This is a genomic window from Halomonas binhaiensis (assembly GCF_008329985.2).
Taxonomy (GTDB): domain Bacteria; phylum Pseudomonadota; class Gammaproteobacteria; order Pseudomonadales; family Halomonadaceae; genus Halomonas; species Halomonas binhaiensis.
In genome coordinates this window covers 4,177,512-4,194,949 of record NZ_CP038437.2, presented here as the reverse complement: position 1 = coordinate 4,194,949, position 17,438 = coordinate 4,177,512, and the positions used below count along the sequence as shown (strand labels likewise).

The following is a 17,438-nucleotide window of genomic DNA, read 5'->3' as shown; positions in this document are numbered from 1 at the left end:
TATCCTCTAGAAATCGTTTGCTCGGTTTTTCCAGTAATTCCTGCGCCAAGCATTGAACTCTGCTCTATTAATGCCAGACGGAACAGTATTAGGCATGTGCAACGTTCCATGGTTGCTGCTGTGAAGTGTCTGTGTCACTTCCACAATACTCCCATCTTGCTTTTGCGTTAAGTGGTGCAAGTTGATAGGTCTACCATCAGGTCCGAACGGAGCGCGTCCTGCTTGCATAAGCTCTAAGTTTGTTTTTCCAGACTTCAAATCAACTCTATTAGGATCAATCAGATCATTTCTCTGATAGACCTTGTTTCCACTGAACTGAATTGGTTCCTGCGTCCAGAATTTCCGATTCTGTTGAAAGTATCCAGCAACGTCCCTTTGGGTGGCTACGTTAGCCGCTTGAGTTGCTCCCCCCCGACCAAGCAATGATGTAGAAGCTGCAACAGTAGCAACGGCTACATCCTTCAGATAGCTTGCCTCTTCTCGATCCAGGCCAGCGTGGGCCATGAGATCCTGGACAACCTCTTCTTCCGCCCCTGCTGCAACAGCGTCGATATACTGCATCCTAGCAAAAATGGGGTCTCGGGAAGCCTCTCCCACAGCAACTTGGTCGAGCCGTTCTAGAGACGAGTAGAAGGCACCTTCATCGGCCAGCAATTGACTACGTATGGTTTGACAGGCATCAGCACCAGCAGCACAGAGCGCTACGAGCTCTTGCTGCTGCTGTAGACTTTTGTCGACATATGTCTTACGTATGTCTGCACAGTCCCCTCGTTCAGCGCATCCCTCTAGCTCTTTCGCATAAGCATCCACCTGGTCATGTCTCAGGTAGTTATACTGCGTCGCATTGGCCGCGACCTGAGCACCGGTTTGCAGGTTGTCGGTGTCGTTGGCGCCTCCCGTCGCAGCGGCAGCCAGTACGCCGATGATCTGGGAGTTCATCACCAGCAGGCCAGCTTTTTTGTCGGGCGACATGCCGGCGTATTCATTGGCCAGTTTGTCGACCAGCAGTTCGTTGATACCGGCGGCCAGGGCGCCGGTCTTGAAGTCGCCGCCGGTGGCTTCGGCCGCCAGTCCGCCCATGACCGCATGCAGGGCAGCTTTGCTCAGGCTGCCTTCCTGGAAGTTGGCGTTACCTTGGGTGAAGTCGCCGATGGCATTGAAGCCTGCCGCCGCAAAGGCATTGGCCAGGCTATTCTGCAGGGCATCACCCAGGTCGGCGTCGCCGCCGAGTGCTCGGTCGAGCAGGGCGGAAGTGCTGTTCTGCAGGACCTGGTTGGCGGTGAACTGGCCGACGCCCTGCCAAGTACTGAGTCCGCTAGCCGCGTTGACCGCTTGGGTGCCCTCTACGGCGGTAGGCAAGCCGACCTGCGTATTGGTCCAATCGCCATATAACCCATTGGTCAGCCCGGCGGTGATGCCCGCCACGGCGTAGCCACGCACGGCATCGCTGGAGAAGGTGTCATCCAGTGCATGGCCCAGGTTGCCTTTATTGTTGATGGTGCTGACCGCGCCATTACTGGCTATACCTGTAATGGCGGCGGTGGCGGCGGCATTGGCCCAGCCGATGCCTGCCCCTGTTCCTGCTGCCCCCGCCGCCCAGGCTGCGCCTGCGGCGGTCGAGGCCCCCGCTGAGCTTGCGGCGGCGGCCACCGCACCACTGGCGGCGCCGGCGGTGAAGTAGGTCACCACGATGGCAATCACCAACTGGGCGGCACCACTCAGCCCGGCGTGGTCATAGTCCCAACTGTCACGCATCGCCTTGACCTGACGCCAATCGACATCACCACGTGCTTCCATGTCCTTGAGCCAAGCCAGTTCAGGGTCGGCCTGCACCAGGGCATCGATGGTCTGGCTGACACTCTGCTGGGTGATCTCGCCGTTCTGGGGCAGGTCCACGGTGATGCCCTGGGCGGCCTGGATGATGCGTTCGCCCTTGGCTTCCAGTTGGCTCTGGCGCAGGCTTTCCACCGTGCTGCCTTCCCCTTTGGCGGACTGCCAGGCAAAACTGCTCTTGTCCTTGGTGTGGGATTCGGTGATCAGGTCGCTGGCGTTGGCGAAGTGGATCTCGTCGCCACTGTTGAGGATCAGGTCGTCGCCGCTGTCCAGGCGTGCGCCCTGGTAGGTCTGGTCGCCACCGCTGGCAATGACCAGGTCGCCATTGGCAGTGGTGATCTCGCTGCTCACCGCCCGCGTTTCACTGACCTCATCACGTTTGGTCTTCTGGCTGCCGAAGAAGCCGCCACCGCTGGAGTGTTTCTTGTCGAGGGTGTAGTCCTCATCGTTGGCTGCGGCCAGGGTCACGTCATTGCCGGCATACACATAGGCGCTGTCGTTGGCGGCCACTTGGCTTGCCACGATCGCTACGTCATGCCCGGCCTCCAGGCTGGCATCGCCACCCGCGGTCAGTTTGGTACCCTGCTGGCGGGTGTGGCTGTCGACGCGTTTTTTCCGGGCCGTAGCTGAGGCCTCGTCGCTGCTGTTCGCGGCAGACGCCAGGGTGATATCGTTGCCCGCCGCCACAGCAATATCGCCTCCGGCATCGACCTTGGCGGCGATCGCGGTCACGTCATTGCCAGCTCGCAGGGTGGCATCGGCACCCGCAGCCAGGGTGGTGCCTTGCTGCTCGATATGCTCTGAATAGTGGCGACGTGCATCGACAGCATCGCTGTTCTGTGCCGCATCCAGAACAATGTCGTTGCCCGCCGCCATATCCAGGCTGCCACCCGATTCGACGCTGCTGGCGGTGATGGCAATATCCTTGCCAGCGACCACGCTTGTATCGCCGCCGCTGATCAACTGGCTGCCATGCTGGACGGTAGTGTCGCGGTAGACGGCGTTGATGCCTTCACCGGTCTGGCGATGCGTCACGTCCGCCACCGCTTCGAAGCGCACATCACGTCCCGCGCTGATGCGGGCATCACCGCCACTGATCAGATCAGCACGGTTGATCACATCACGACCCGCATCGAGGGTCAGGCTGTCGCGCGCATTGATCAATCCGCCCTGGTCGAGATAGGTGCGGTAATCGCGAGCGACACCCCCCGCCACGGCCAGGCGATCGTTGATGATGTCGCCCAGGTCGGTGCGCAGGCTGACATCGCCGCCACGAATTTCCCCAGCCAGCGCATTGCGGATATCGTCGCGGGCATGCAGGTCGAGCTGGTTGCCGGCATCGATTAGGCCGCCCTGAAGGATGGAGCCACCGCTGTCGATGGACAGGTCGTTATCAGCGCGAATGGTGCCGACATTGACCAGATCGCCACCAGTGATCATTTCGACATCATGGCCCTGGATGATGCTACCGCCACGCACATTGCGTTCATCCAGCTTGGCCAGGTACAGCACCGGGGCGAGCACTTTCTGGCCATTGATGACCTGCTCTTCCATCCACACGATGTCGTGGGTCAGCGCGGCGGTCTGCGCCGGAGTCAGGCCCACGCCGATGCTCAGGTTCAGCGCCTCTTGTGCGGCAATGGCGTTGTCCATCAGGTAGCGATACTGGGCATAGTCGTCGTCAAGCCCGGCTTCGAGATAGCGCGAACCGGTGGCATTGAGCACCGAATCACGAATCAGGCGGCTCTCATAACGCCCATCGCCGAGCAGGCGATAGGCGCTGTCATCGGTGTAGCCGAGCTTGTCGAGCAGGTAGTCGGACCCCAGAATACCGTCCAGCGTGGTGAATTCCGGGTTGGTCTCGATCAGGTAATGGCTGTTGGCCTCGGGGCTTTGCACGAACAGGCCAAACTCGCCTTCCGGCAGGCGGAAGCCGCCCTGTTCGGTGGGAGACACGCGCTCAAACGCCACCTCGCGATAGTCCGGCGCTTGAAGATCTCCGGCAGCCTGCATGCTGCTGCCTTGCGGGGCCGTGGGGTCGGCGCCATTGGCCGTATCCACCTGCGCGGTGGTGCTATCCAGGCCCGCCGCCGCCAGGCGGTCATCCTTGTCGACGCTGCTGCGTTCCACGCTGGTTGTGTTATTGGCCTCGATGGCTTCAGCCGTCTTCGTGCGACGGTTGAGGGTCAGGGTGACATCACTGACCGGCCCTCCCGTGGAGGTATCGCCCAACTGGCCGTTGATCTGGGAGAGGGTGTTTTCGTTGATCTCGCCGTTTTGAATGCGCTCACCGGCCTTGATGGTGACCTTCTTGCCTGCCTGAACAATGGCATGGGCACCACCGTCCAGTACCGTGACAACAGGGGGGGTGTCCGGTGTCTTATTGCCATCATTCAGGCGCTTCGGCAGGGGCAGAGCCTCGCCGTTCTCGTCCACCCCACCCTTGGCCATCCAGTCGGCCACCTCACGATCGAACTCCGCAACCTTTTCGTTAGGCACCACAACCGGCTCCCAACCATTACTGGCCTGATTCTCCCACTCCAAGGAATATTTACTCAGGTCAAACTCATAGGTCGTGGTCTGCTCTGTCCGGGTGTTCTGTGCACTCTTGTTGGTGAAAGTCTTATCGGCAATGATGGTCACATTGCCATTGGCCAGCATTGAGCTGCTGTCGTTGGTGATGTCTTCTCCTTCCATCAACAGGTTACCACCTGCCGCAATCACTCCCTGATCGGAGTCATCCGTTATTTTCGATTCGCGTTGCTCTGTAACCGTCACCGTATAGTGATACTTGTCCCTCTCTTCATTCGGCACCTTGCACGGTGAGCCACCATAGCCGTCACAGTTTTGAGTGCCATGCTTGATGTCATAGCCCCTCACCAGGGCCTTTTCGACCTCCATCGTCTGGCCATCCCCGGGCTGTTCCTCCACCGTCAGCACATCACGAGTATTGAGGATATTCTCGGCCAGCAGGGTCATGTTGCCTTCGGCTTCGATGTTGCCAGAGCGATTCTCCAGACTGTCAGCCCGCTCGCCATCGGCATTCTTGGCAAAGGTCAGGTCGCCCATGGCGTAGATATCGCTGTAGGCGTTCATCAACCGGCTGGCGTACAGGTTCATGTCGCCCCCGGCGAACATCAGGGCATTGTTCGCTTCGTTGAGGGCATTCTGGCCGTTGCAGTCTTTCTGGCCGTTTTGAATGCAGTCGGTCACCGTGATCGTCAGGGCGTTCTGGCTGCCCAGGGTGCCGCGGTTATAAAGATTCGCGGCGAGGATATCGAGATCACCCACACTGACCAGTCGGCCTCGGTTATCGAGGTTGCCGCTCAGGCGATAGGTGGACGTGCCGCCACTGGCGATGCGGCCGCTTTCCTTATCGCCGGGGGTGGCGATGTTAGTCAGGTCATGGGCGATGAGGGTGAGGTTGCCCAGCGAGGATATCCGTCCGGTATTGGTGACATCGCCTCGCTGATCCGTCTCTTTATCGGTGGTGTCGATCCGCAGGTTGCCGTTGGCCAGCAGCTCACCGGCATTGTCCAGACGAGTCGCCTTCAGGATCAGTGCACCCGGCGTGGCAATGCGATCGCCTTCCTTCAGCACTAGGGCCTGCTGCAAAGCCAGGGTCAGGGCATCGTTGAACTGCCAGGTGCCTAGGCCTGAACCCTCCTCCAGCGTGTCCAGGGTGGCGGTGGCGCTGCCGGTACCTGTGACGTTGCCGTCAGTGTTGTTCAAACGGTCAGCAATCAGCGTGAGCAGGCCGTTGCCAGCATGCTTCACCACGCCTTGCTGGTTGTTGAAGGTAATGGCATCGAGCGTAGCATTGTGGCTGGCCAGTTCGATCGCACCTCCGGCATTGTTCAGGGTGCCTGCCACGAGGATCTGGCTGTTGTCGCCACCCAGGCTGTTGATATAGCCCGCGCTATTGCTCAGATTATCGGCGGTGATATTCAGCGCTTCTTTCGCGTCAATTCCTGTGGCTTCGATGATGCCACCATCGCGGTTGTCCAGCGTACCGGCGCGCAGGAACACGGTGTTACCGGCCAGCTGGCCGCCCTGGCGGTTATCGATGACCGGGGTAGCCTGGCCTGGCTCGCCTTCCGGGCGATCTGGCGAGGTGCCGATGAATAGCTTGCCCAGGGCGAGAATCTTGCTGCCCAGGTTGCTGAGTTTTTGTGTGAGGGTCAGCGTGGCATCGCCGTTCAATGCGGCGATCTGGCCGTTGTCGTTCTCGACGCTTTGACCGGTCAGCCTGACGTTATCGCCTTGCACGATGCCGCCCTGGTTACGCAGGGTGGTGAAGTCTGCGCTGAGGAAGCCACCTTGAGCGAGCAGGGTACCGCCCTGGTTCTCGATGGCATCGACATGGAGCTGCAGGTCGCCACGTGTGGCCACCACTTGTCCCTTCTGGCCATCGCTTGATGGCCCATTGTTCAGCCCCTTGGCATGGAGGGCGAGGGCATCGGCCCCCAGCCAACCGCCGCGGTTGTCGATGTGTCCGGCGGTGGCATTGATGATCAAGTTGCCGCCTTTGATATCGATCGTACCGCCGGCGTTTTCCAATACCGCGCTATCAGTGCCGGGATCGGTGCCGGGGGTAGAGGCTGAGGTGCCGCTCAGGGTGAGGGTCGAGTCCTGGCCTTCTCCTAAAATGGCCCCCTGCTGGTTGAGCAGGCGCACAGCGTTCAGGGTGATGTTGTCGGCCAGAATGACGCCGCCTGAGCGGTTATCGATCCCGTCTGCTGTCAGGCTGGCGTTGCCATCGGATTGCAGCTTGCCGCCCTGGTTGTGGAGTGCGCCGCTCAGGTGAAGCGTCAGGTCATTTTTCTCGGCAATGATCAGGCCCTGTTGGGTATTGTCGAGGTTGGCGGCATTCAGCGTGACGCTATCTGCGGCCAGGGTGCCGCCCGCGTTGGTGATGTCACCCAGCGGCTTGTCGGCGTCACCGAGCGCCAGGTGCTTGGCCCTGATGAAGCCCTGGGTGTTGTCGACCTGTGTGCCGGCACCATGTAACGCTAGCGTGCCATCGACCACCTGCAGGCTGCCCTGGCGGTTACGCAACCACTCGCTGAGGTAGAGGTTCAGGGCAGAATCGGCCCCGATCACGCCGCCCTGATCGGCCGCCGTGTGTTCATCGCCATTGTTGAGCCGAGCCAGGCGCAGGGTGACCTCATCGCCAATGATCTGGCCACGCTGGCGGTTATCGAGGGTGCCGTTGCCCAGTTGAACGCTCAGGTTCTGGGTGGTGGTCAACTGGCCATTGTCATCCACCTGACCGGCGACCAGCAGGCCGTTTCGGTTATCCAGAGAGCTTGCCGTCAGGTCCATGTCGCCGCGCATGGCGAGTAGCGTACCGGCGGCATTGATCAACGCCGCATCACTGGTGACATCGAGTGCCTGCTGCGCCAATATTCTGCCGTTGGCATTGTCGAGCGAATCGGCGGTCAAGGTGGTGTCGCCCTGCACGGCCTGCAGGATGCCCTGGGTGTTCGTCAATTGCCCGCCGACATTGGCGGTCAGGTGGCGCTCGGCGCTGATGACGCCTCCAGCATTCTTGTAGGTGGCGTTATCGATATCTCCGCGGATGGTCAGATGGACATCGCGCCCGGAGATGTCCCCGCCGGTATTGCCCAGGCTTCCGGCGATCAGCGTGGTGTCCTGCATCGCTTGCAGGGTGCCGCCGGTGTTCGACAACGCGCCGCCAAGGGTCAACGTCAGTGTATCGTCAGTCTGCTGACCACCTGCCGCGATGGTGCCTTGTTGGTTATTGAGGGAAGCCGCTTGTAGATGAACGCGATCACCGACGATCTGACCCTGGCGATTGGTCACGCTATCCAGTTGGTACAGGTTCAGGTAACGCGCGACCATGACCCCCTGGGTGTTGTCGATGATGGGTTTGGAGGGGCGTTGAGAAGACGTGCCGGTGCCTTTCAGGGTCAGGTCACCGTCGAGCGTCTGTAGTCGGCCACCGACGTTATGCACCCACTCGCCCATGGTCAGGGCCAGGTCGCGTTCGGCACTGATGGTGCCCGATGTGTTATCGAGCCGGGCCAGGGTCAGATCGACGCGCTCGCCCTCGACGAGCCCCTCGGCATTGCTCAACTGCGCGGCCTTCAGCGTGACCTGCTGGCCACTGATCACCCCACCGGAAGGGGCATCCTCACGGGCTTGCGTGGAAGGGGCGTCTTGCTGCTGAGTGCTGTTGTCGATCACGCCGCTAGCCGTGACCTTCACCAGGCCCTGGGCCAGCAACTCGCCATCGCGGCTGTCCACCTCATCGGCGGTGAGCTGCAGGTCGCCCTGGCGGGACTGCACGGTGCCTGCCACGTTGCTGACGGTGCCACCGGCATTCAGGGCCAGCCGGCCATTTTCGGCGCTGATCAGGCCCTTCTGGTTGCCTAGATCATGGCGGGCCGTGATATCCACCGTATTCCCGGACAGGGTGCCTTGGGCGTTACCCACGCTGCCCGCGTCCAGTGTCAACACCTGGCCTGCCTGGGCATGGCCCCGGGTATTGGTCAGCCTGCCCGCCACATCCAGCGTGACATCACGCGCTGCGCTGATGAGGCTGTCACTGTTGTCCAGTTCGCCTGCGGTCAGGTCAACATGGGAGGCATTGATGAAACCGCCTTCGCCACCATTGGCACGATTATCGACCTTGCCGCTGACATGGGCGGTGAGGGTATGCTCTGCGAGCAGTTCGCCATCGCGGTTATCCAGCGAGGCGGTGGTAATGGTCAGGTTGCTCTGGGGCGATTGCACGGTGCCGGCGACGTTGTTCAACAGGCCGCCCACGTTGAGTGTCAGCGGTCCGTTCTCGGCGCTGATCAGGCCCTTTTGATTGCTCAGGTCATGCGTGGTCGTGATATCAACTGTATTCCCGGACAGGGTGCCTTGGGCGTTACCCACGCTGGCGGCGTCAAGGGTGAGGGCGTTGTCTGCCAGCATGACCCCTTGGGCATTGTTAATGGTCCCGGTGGCATTCAGGGTCAGCTCACGGGCTTCTATCTGCCCACCGGCGCTGTTATCGACACTGGTCGCCTCCAGGTCGATGACATTCGCGCCCAATGTGCCGCCCTGATTGACGAAGACACCGGCGTTACCGGTCAGATCGCCGCCATCCAGCACCAGCGTGCCGCCGCTGTTATCAAAACTCGCCAGATCCAGGTCGACGTCCTGATCCTTGGCATACTGGATCGTGCCACTGTTGGCTAGCCCGTCGCTGTCGAGACTCAGTGAACGAGAGCCGGCAATGCGGGCATCCTGGCCCTGGTTGGTGATGGTGCCGCTGGTCAGGGAGACGTTATCTCCCTCCAGCAAGCCGTGGTTGGTCACGCGTTGGCTGGTATTGACCTTGACGGTCTGCGCCACCACATCGCCCGTGTTCGTCACCTGACTGGCGTGGATGCCAAGCTGCTGGGTGGCGTCAAGGATATTCTGATTGTCGAGCTGACCGGCCTCAAGGTTCAGGTTACGCCCGGCGTGGCGCGTGTTGTCTTCGATGCCAGCCACGATCAGGCCGCTATTGGTCAGGCGTTGCCCGGCCTTGGCCTGGATGTCACCCGCACTGGTCAGTGTGCCTGTTACCGCAAGATTATCCCGTGCCTGTACATTCGCTGCCTGATGGGCATGCACATCACCGTCCAGCGTGATGCTTTGTGCCTTGGCAACGATTTGTCCGGTACTGGAGGCATTGGCCACGACCAGTTGGCTGTTGGCATCGATGCGAAGATCCCCGCCACTGGCGGCCATGTTCCCGGCCACTTTTACCCCAACGCCAGACTCATTAGCCACCAAATGAATGGTGTTTGCGTACATGCCACCCAGGGCCGACGAGTCGATGGCCAGTTTCGGTACCTCGCCGGTGCCCGCGCGGCGTGTGGTCGCCAGGCTGTCGGCATCGACATCGTTGGCCCCGGTGACGATATTCAGCTCGTTGGCGTGAATCTCGGCATTGAGCTTGGCAGCACGGGTGATGATGTCAAAGCGGTCGACCTCTTCGGCATCCAGCCCGAGACCTTCGATGGTCACCTGGCCCTGGTCGACAGCAAAATGGTCAAGATCGCCATCCTTGAACACGGGTTTGCCGGTAGACAGCGTGACCTGCGGCGTATTAATGAAGCCGCAGCCGTTACAGGTGATGCCAAAGGGGTTGGCCACCACCACACTGGCCCGCTGCCCGGCGACTTCGGTGTAACCCTGTAGGCGACTGGGGTTGCCACTATTGACTTCATTGATGATCAACTGCGCAGCACGATCGCGCAGGTTGGGATTGCCGAGAATCTTGCCGCTCAACTGGGTATCGACGAACTTGTCCCGGCCGTTGTTGAGAATGAGCCCGTTCTTGTCGACGTTGTAGTCGCTGAAGGTGTTGTGCGAGACGCCTTTGCCATTGGGTGTGGCGATATTGATCACCGGCACACCATTGCCTGCCCGGTCCAGTTGGGTGTTGCCACTGCCGGGGGCCACCTTGATCCCTTCGGCCAGCACGATGACCGGCTGCCAGAACAGCGCATTGATCAGCAGGATGGCCCAATAGCGTGTCGCCGGACGGAAGCGGGTTTCCGTTGGGGGATGTGATGACGTCAGCAGGCGGGTCAAGCGAGCGGGCAGTGGCATGGCGGAGTCCCTACGTGAAGCTTGTTTTTCTTGCTGAGGAAGCACGGCATGAACGCCTGCGCTCCCTTGCTGTTCTTTTTCTTTGTGTTCTTGCTTTTTCTTTACCGGCCCTGGCGTTACAGAAAGGCCGTCACGTTGAAGTACACCGGGGTCTCGTCGTCCTCAATGAACTCAGGACGTTCCAGTGAATGGGCGGCGCTGACATCCACGGCAAGATGTTCACCCTGTAGGCCTAACCCCACGGCATAGCCGGTCATACGGCCATTCACGCCGAAGCTATAGTCACTGTGATGAATCACGCCCATGTCATAGCCCAGTGACAGTTCCATGCTGTGGAATACGGGACGCGCCTTTTCCAGCGGAAGGTGCCAACTGACCTGGTTGCGCCAGTAAGCGCCACTGTCGCCACTCAAGGACTGTTCCTTGAAGCCGCGTACGGATTCCTGCCCACCAATCGTCAGGCGATAGGGGCTATACAGCACGTCGTCACTCCACTGGCCATGGGCCAGGCTGGTGAAGCGCAGCGACTGATCGAACAGCGAGAAGGGCTGTACGGCACTCAGCGTCAGCATGGTCTTCTCGAACTGGGCTTTCGGATCCCCTGGAGGCGTGTTTTCGTCATGCTGGGCACCGAAATTACGCAGCCCCTTGCTCCATTGCAGATCGGCATTGACCAGGGCACTGCCCACGCGGCGACCATGGTTGAGGCCCAGGGTCACATCGGCGAGCCGCTGGCTGCTGATGGCCGTGCGACTACCATCAATGTTGTTGCGTGTTGTCACCCGGCTCAGAGCAATATTGGCTGAGGTCTTGCTGACCTGGTCGCGGTACAACAAGCGCTGAGCCATCACTTGGTGGCGCTGGCTGGAACCGTCGTAATCGAAGACCTGACCATCGGCTTGTCCAAAACTGTTGTAAGCGCTTTCGGTATAGCTGTAGGAGACATACCAGTAACCGAACGGCACGCTGTAATGGATATAGCCATCCCGGGAACCGATGCCGGAATCCTCCGTGACATCATGGCCCCACTGCATGCGCAGTTGATCGGCCAGCCCCAATGGGCTGTCCCACTCAAAGCCCAGCGCCCATTGCTGCTCGCCGGTGTCCTCGGTGCCGTCATTATTGCGCCCCAGCGAAAAGCGCACCGGGCGGCCGCCTTCGCTGGCAAGCTGGACACGGCTACTGCCAACGTCCTCTCCTGGTACCAGTTCCATGGTCGACTGCCGCGATGGCAGACGACTCAACTGGTCAACCAGCTGTTCCAGGTCGCGCAGGTTGAGCAGGTCCCCTGCACCTGTCGGCGACGCCATGGCCAGTTCCCGTGCGGTCGGCACATCCCCGACACTCTCCAGGGCTTCAATACGGCCTTCGAACACCACCACCTTCAGTTGGCGCTGGGTCAGGTCCTGCTGGGCCACATAGGCACGTGTGGTCACGAAGCCACGGTCGACATAGGCGTTGGTGATGTCACCGAGCAGAGCATTGATGTCATCCACCTTCAGGCAGCGTCCCTCGAAAGATGCCACCCAGGCTTGTTGCTGCTCGGCATTGAAACGAGTGACACCCTCCAGGGCGATATCATCAACCTGGACGCACTTTGTAGAGGGCTCCGACGCAGAGGGAGTGGGGCGAGCATCACGCCCGGGCAGGCGTTCCAGTTGCTCCAGCTTTTCACTCTGCTCTTCCAGCAGACGGCGCTGGTCATCGCGCAGGAAATTGCGGTTGAGGGAGTTGATAGTCTCAGGTGGCATTGCACCAGGAGGAAGCTGCTGCGCTGTCCCCACTGCAGGCCAGATCAATACAGCGACTGGTAACCAGGACAAACGCCACCAAGAAGCACTTGCTGAGTGATGCCTCGTTCGAGATGGTGATGGCGTCATGAGCCCTCCTGGCCGCTTGTCCCTGGGTAACAGGCATCGTTAACGTCTTTCGACGCGACGAGCGCAGAATAGCGGCCATCCTGCCTGACTCAGATGACAGACAGTCGAACGCTTGAATGAAGTATTTTACCAGTGCTCAGATAGCAGAAGGGGATTCAGAGGTGTACGTTTTCAGCGCTCTATTTGTACGTGATATCGTACAAATTCTCTTGCTCCAGACAGATTGCTACTTTGTGCTGATATCCGCTCTAGGAATGACATATGACAGCCGGTAGAAGGGCATTCTACTATCAATCTTCTGATGTTGGCTCCCTGCGTAATTTCACTTCTCCAGTATTGAGTGGCGTCATCGTGACCTCTTCGATGGTGTTCAGCTCTTCTAAAACTTGTACTGGCCTTCTTGATGCTGCCCCGGCCATATAGGCCCCATTCCTCTGCTGCCACGCGCGGGTTTCGATAGTCCATGTCGGGAAATGAGATCGCCCCATCATCCCGCAACTTTGATGCATCGCTGAGCAGTGCCATTGCTCAGCCGGAACCTGAGTGTGACAGCTGCTGGCATAGTGGACACAGGCTCCCGGGGCCGCAGTTCTCACCCCGAGGAGGAGGGCTTTATACCGTTGCTGGTAGCTGCTGGCGCTGGGGGAGGTGTGCCAGGACACAAGCTGTTCGAAAGTGAAGTGATCGGTAGCCTGCCGTCAGCTTTTTGGTTCGGTGGGTCATTGTCCTCGCGCAAGGAGGGGATAGCTGGCCTAGCATGAAAGTGCTGACGGCTATTGTGCCGTATTACTACAACAAGAGGGCATACCTACCATGTTTAAACACATCAAATTTCAATACATCAAAATGCTGCTAGGCCTTGTTCTGACAATAGGACTGTCAATAAGCAGTGCCAGTGCTCAGGACATGGCCTTTTTCCGTATCGGTACCGGTGGTACGGCCGGTACCTATTATCCGATAGGTGGCCTGATCGCGAATGCTATCTCCAACCCTCCGGGTTCCCGGAGTTGTGAAGAAGGTGGCTCCTGTGGCGTGCCTGGTCTGGTGGCCACGGCAGTTGCCTCGAATGGTTCGGTCGGCAATATCAACGCCATCATGGGTGGCACTCTGGAAAGCGGCTTTGCCCAGGCCGATGTGGTGACCTGGGCGCAGACCGGTACCGGGATATGGGAGGGCAAGCCGGCGGCGGACAAACTGCGCATGATTGCCAATCTATATCCCGAAAGCCTGCATCTGGTGGCCAGTGCAGAATCAGGAATCGAGAGTGTGGAAGACCTGAAGGGCAAGCGTGTGTCACTGGATGAGCCTGGTTCGGGCACCTTGGTAGATGCACGGATTGTGCTGGAGGGTTTCGGACTCGGCGAAAAGGACATTGATGCTGAATTTCTCAAGCCTGATCAGGCGGCAGATCGGATGCGCGATGGTGCCATGGACGCCTTCTTTTTTGTTGGCGGTTATCCTGCCGGTGCCATTGCGGAGCTGGCCAGCCAGCATGATGTGAGGCTGATCCCGATAAGCGGGGAAGGTGCCGATGGCATCCTGGAGCAATACAGCTTCTTTACGGCAGATAACGTGCCTGCAGGTACCTATGAAGGCCAGGATGCTGATGTGGCAACCCTTTCCGTGGGTGCGCAGTGGGTGACCAGTGCAGACCTGCCTGAGGAACTGGTCTACAACATTACCCAGGCGCTATGGAACGACAATACTCGTGCACTGCTCGATGCGGGACATGCCAAGGGCAAACTGATCCAGTTGGACTCAGCCACCTCTGGCGTCGGTATTCCCTTCCATCCAGGTGCCGAGAAATTCTACAAGGAGGCTGGTGTCCTGCAGTGACAGGCATTGCTCACTGGAATGTCGTGCATGGGAAGGGCTGATTGATGCAGTGCTTCCTTTAAGTCACGTATTCGAGACGAGCAGCAAGGCAAGGCGCCGTCCGGCGCCTTGCCTCAGCAACTGACGAGGCACAAGATGCAGGCGCCAGATGATAACGACAAGAAGGCGGATGTCAGTGGATTGAAGCAAGTGCAGCCACAGGAGCTGGAAGCCCGGTTCGATCCAGAGCAGCGCTTTCGCAAGCTTGGCAGGGCACTCACTATCTTTACCAGCAGTGTGTTGTTCCTGCTGGCGTGTTACCACTTCTATACCGCTGGTTTCGGCATTCCACGGACAACTTTTCACCGTGGACTGCATATGGCGGTGACCTTGGCACTGGTCTTTTTCTGCTTTTCCGCTTTCAGCCGACGCGAGACGCGACCAGGCTGGTGGGCGCCCATGGGCCTGCCCCTGCTGGATTGGGTGTTGGCTATTGCGGCGGCCGTCACGTCATTGTATGTGCCATGGATCTATGACCAGCTGGCCTTCCGGGTTGGCAATCCTTTACCCATCGACATCGTGATGGGCAGCATCCTCATTCTGGTGCTGCTGGAAGCGGTACGCCGTTCCATGGGCTGGCCATTGCCCGTCATTGCCATCCTGTTCATGTGCTATGCCTATTTCGGGCGGTCGTTTCCGGGCATTTTCGTGCATCCAGGGGCGGACTGGCCGGACCTTGTCAATCATCTATACCTGACGTCTCAGGGCATCTATGGCACGGCACTGGGCGTCATCGCGACCTATGTCTTCCACTTTGTGCTGTTCGGTGTCATGGCGACCCGCACTGGCCTTGGCCAGCTGTTCATCGATGTGGCGTCAGCCGTGACCGGGCGCTTTGCTGGTGGGCCGGCCAAGGTCTCCGTTGTGTCATCTGCCTTGCTGGGGTCCATTTCCGGGTCCTCGATTGCCAATACGGTGACAACGGGAGCCTTGACGATCCCAGCCATGGCCCGGATTGGCTATCCACGCCACTTTGCCGCTGCAGTAGAGGCAGCGTCGTCCACCGGGGGGCAGATTACTCCCCCAGTGATGGGTGCAGTGGCGTTCTTGATGATCGAGTATCTCGGCATGCCACTGACCACCATCCTGCTGGCGGCTATCGTTCCTGCGTTCATGCATTTCTTCGGTGTCTTGCTGCAAGTGCATCTGGAGGCTCGCCGCCTCGGGCTGAGAGGATTGACCAAGGAAGAATTGCCCAATGCCTGGCAGGTGATTCGAAAGGGCTGGCTATCGATCATTCCATTGATTCTGCTGATTGTGATGCTGATGCGCGGGCGAACCCCCTTCCTGGCGGCGTTCTGGGGCATCGCGGCCTGTATGGGTGTGCTGGTCATCCAGTCGGTTCAGGCGCATGGCGTCATGGCTGGCTTGAAGGTGGCGGCCATCGGTGTCTGGGAAGGGTTCATTCAAGGCGCGAGGCAGTCCTTGCCGATTACGGCGGCGGCAGCGCTGGTGGGCATCATCATTGGCGTAGTGACGCTTACCGGCGTGGGTTTCAAGATTGCTTATATGGTCACTGGCCTGGCCAGTGGCTGGGCATCAGCCGTGCATGATCTGCTCACCGTGCTTCCCTTCGAGGTGATGGGAATACCGACGCTCACCTTGCTGTTCACACTCATGCTGACAGCCGTCGTCTGCATTCTGATGGGCTGCGGCATTCCGACGACAGCCAATTACATCATCATGGTGGCCGTGGCAGCACCGATATTGGGTCTGCTGGGCGTACAACCGCTGGTCGCGCATTTCTTCGTGTTCTACTACGGAGTGCTGGCGGATGTGACGCCTCCGGTGGCACTGGCTGCCTATGCTGCATCGAGTATTATCGGGGCCAATGCCTTCAAGGCGGGCAATACCGCCTTCCGTCTCAGCATGGGCAAGGCCCTGGTACCTTTTGTCTTCGTATTCTCGCCTGCCTTGCTGATCGTGACACCCGAGTTCACGGTTCAGGCATTCTTGCTCGCCGCCGGTGGCGCGATGCTGGGCATTCTGTCCCTGTCCGCGGCCATCACCAACTGGTTGCGCGGCCCTTTGTATGCGATTGAGCGAGTGGTGCTCGCGATAGCCGCATTCCTGCTGATTGCCCCCCATATGACTTCCACCCTGATTGGCATAGGAATATTGGGGGCGGTGACATTACGTCAGGTAGTGATGCCGCGAAAGGGCAAGATGAGGTGACTCAAACCAGGGGCTGCAGGACAAGGCTCTCCGCCAATGGCAGGACATGGTCGCGGGTCAGCGCCGCAAGGGGAAGCTGACGCGCTTCCTGCAGTGTGACCCAACGCAGGGTCTCGATCTCTGCAGCCGGAGACAGTTCGCCTGACATGGTCACGTTGAACAGATGTGCGTGAACCCGATACCCCGGCTCATTGGCCGCCGGGGCAAAGGTTTCGCACAGGTAATGGATCTGGGTCGGAGTGCCACCAAGTTCCTCATGCAGTTCCCGGCGTAGTGCTGCCTCCGGTGTTTCGTCAGGTTCGATCTTGCCTCCTGCCTGCATGAAGGCCTGGGTACCACGCTTGCGTACCAGCAGCAATCGCCCCCGCCCATCGAGGATCAGGGCGGCGGCGATGTGCAAGGTGCGAATGGCAAGGGTATCGGAAGCCGCCATCAATGGTACTTACCCATTACACGAATAAAGCGCACAGGAGGACGGTAGACCTCACCTTCCTGGGCGCGGTCGGTGGCTGGACGAGCCTGCCAGCCGCGATACAGTGCCCAGCGCTTGAGGGCATCCAGGTTGAGGTGAGGGTGGCTCTCATCACGCGGATCGTATTCCGGTGAAGGAAAGGCATGAGCCAGATGCTCATAACGTGCCAGGGCGCGTTCGCCATCATGGGCGGCCAGGGCCTGGTCCAGAGCCGTCTGCCAGGCTCTGGGGTCACGCTGAAGACGATGGTGGGATACCGGCATAAGTAACTCCCTCTTCAGTTGGGCTCTGTATGCAGTCGGTGACATGACAAACCGCATACAGGCCATTTTCGTGGCTAGGTTACCGCTGGTGAGACGCTTGCCTTAGGAAACCCTGTCTAAATGTCTGCGCTACTCAATCGCTGCGTTGCGCGGTGCGCGAAATCCTCACCTATAACTCCATAGGCTCCGGTTGACTCGAAACCTGCGGTTTCTCACCCCTTCGGGGCCATCCTGAAGGATGTTCTCTCCGCTTCGCTTCGAGTCTGTGCTCCGTGCGCCTTGCGCTTGAGTATGCTCGCCGATTTATTCAGCGTTTCCTCTTAC

6 protein-coding genes are annotated in these 17,438 nt (G+C 59.5%); 2 read left to right on the top strand and 4 right to left on the bottom strand.

Features of this window, described 5'->3' with window-relative positions:
• Positions 1 to 6: 6 nt before the first annotated feature.
• A complete protein-coding gene (locus tag E4T21_RS18235; protein WP_149286388.1) occupies positions 7 to 10,449 on the bottom strand; it encodes a two-partner secretion domain-containing protein in 10,443 nt (3,480 codons plus the stop codon).
• Positions 10,450 to 10,565: 116 nt separating this feature from the next.
• Positions 10,566 to 12,200 (bottom strand): ShlB/FhaC/HecB family hemolysin secretion/activation protein, encoded by a 1,635-nt coding sequence (locus E4T21_RS18230; RefSeq protein WP_187775042.1) that lies wholly within the window; start codon positions 12,198 to 12,200, stop codon positions 10,566 to 10,568.
• A 942-nt stretch (positions 12,201 to 13,142) separates the two neighbouring features.
• On the opposite strand from E4T21_RS18230, the gene E4T21_RS18225 reads away from it, so the two are divergent.
• Positions 13,143 to 14,165, top strand: coding sequence for a TAXI family TRAP transporter solute-binding subunit (locus E4T21_RS18225; protein ID WP_149286386.1), 1,023 nt, complete (start codon positions 13,143 to 13,145; stop codon positions 14,163 to 14,165).
• A 135-nt stretch (positions 14,166 to 14,300) separates the two neighbouring features.
• Positions 14,301 to 16,379, top strand: a complete 2,079-nt coding sequence (locus E4T21_RS18220) for a TRAP transporter permease (RefSeq protein WP_149286385.1) — start codon at positions 14,301 to 14,303, stop codon at positions 16,377 to 16,379.
• A 1-nt stretch (position 16,380) separates the two neighbouring features.
• Here E4T21_RS18220 and E4T21_RS18215 read toward each other — a convergent pair whose 3' ends face one another.
• Both E4T21_RS18215 and E4T21_RS18210 read right to left on the bottom strand, forming a co-directional pair.
• Positions 16,381 to 16,812 carry an NUDIX hydrolase gene (locus tag E4T21_RS18215; RefSeq protein ID WP_149286384.1) on the bottom strand — a complete coding sequence of 144 codons (432 nt, stop codon included), beginning with the start codon at positions 16,810 to 16,812 and terminating at the stop codon, positions 16,381 to 16,383.
• Positions 16,812 to 17,114, bottom strand: coding sequence for a hypothetical protein (locus tag E4T21_RS18210; RefSeq protein WP_149286383.1), 303 nt, complete (start codon positions 17,112 to 17,114; stop codon positions 16,812 to 16,814). Before E4T21_RS18210 ends, E4T21_RS18215 begins: the two co-directional genes overlap by 1 nt.
• Between the last annotated feature and the right edge of the window lie 324 nt (positions 17,115 to 17,438).

Bases quoted from the DNA above. Each gene is read 5' to 3' on its own strand.
- E4T21_RS18235 (WP_149286388.1), bottom strand. From the start codon at position 10,449: ATGCCACTGCCCGCTCGCTTGACCCGCCTGCTGACGTCATCACATCCC.
- E4T21_RS18230 (WP_187775042.1), bottom strand. From the start codon at position 12,200: ATGCCACCTGAGACTATCAACTCCCTCAACCGCAATTTCCTGCGCGAT.
- E4T21_RS18225 (WP_149286386.1), top strand. From the start codon at position 13,143: ATGTTTAAACACATCAAATTTCAATACATCAAAATGCTGCTAGGCCTT.
- E4T21_RS18220 (WP_149286385.1), top strand. From the start codon at position 14,301: ATGCAGGCGCCAGATGATAACGACAAGAAGGCGGATGTCAGTGGATTG.
- E4T21_RS18215 (WP_149286384.1), bottom strand. From the start codon at position 16,812: ATGGCGGCTTCCGATACCCTTGCCATTCGCACCTTGCACATCGCCGCC.
- E4T21_RS18210 (WP_149286383.1), bottom strand. From the start codon at position 17,114: ATGCCGGTATCCCACCATCGTCTTCAGCGTGACCCCAGAGCCTGGCAG.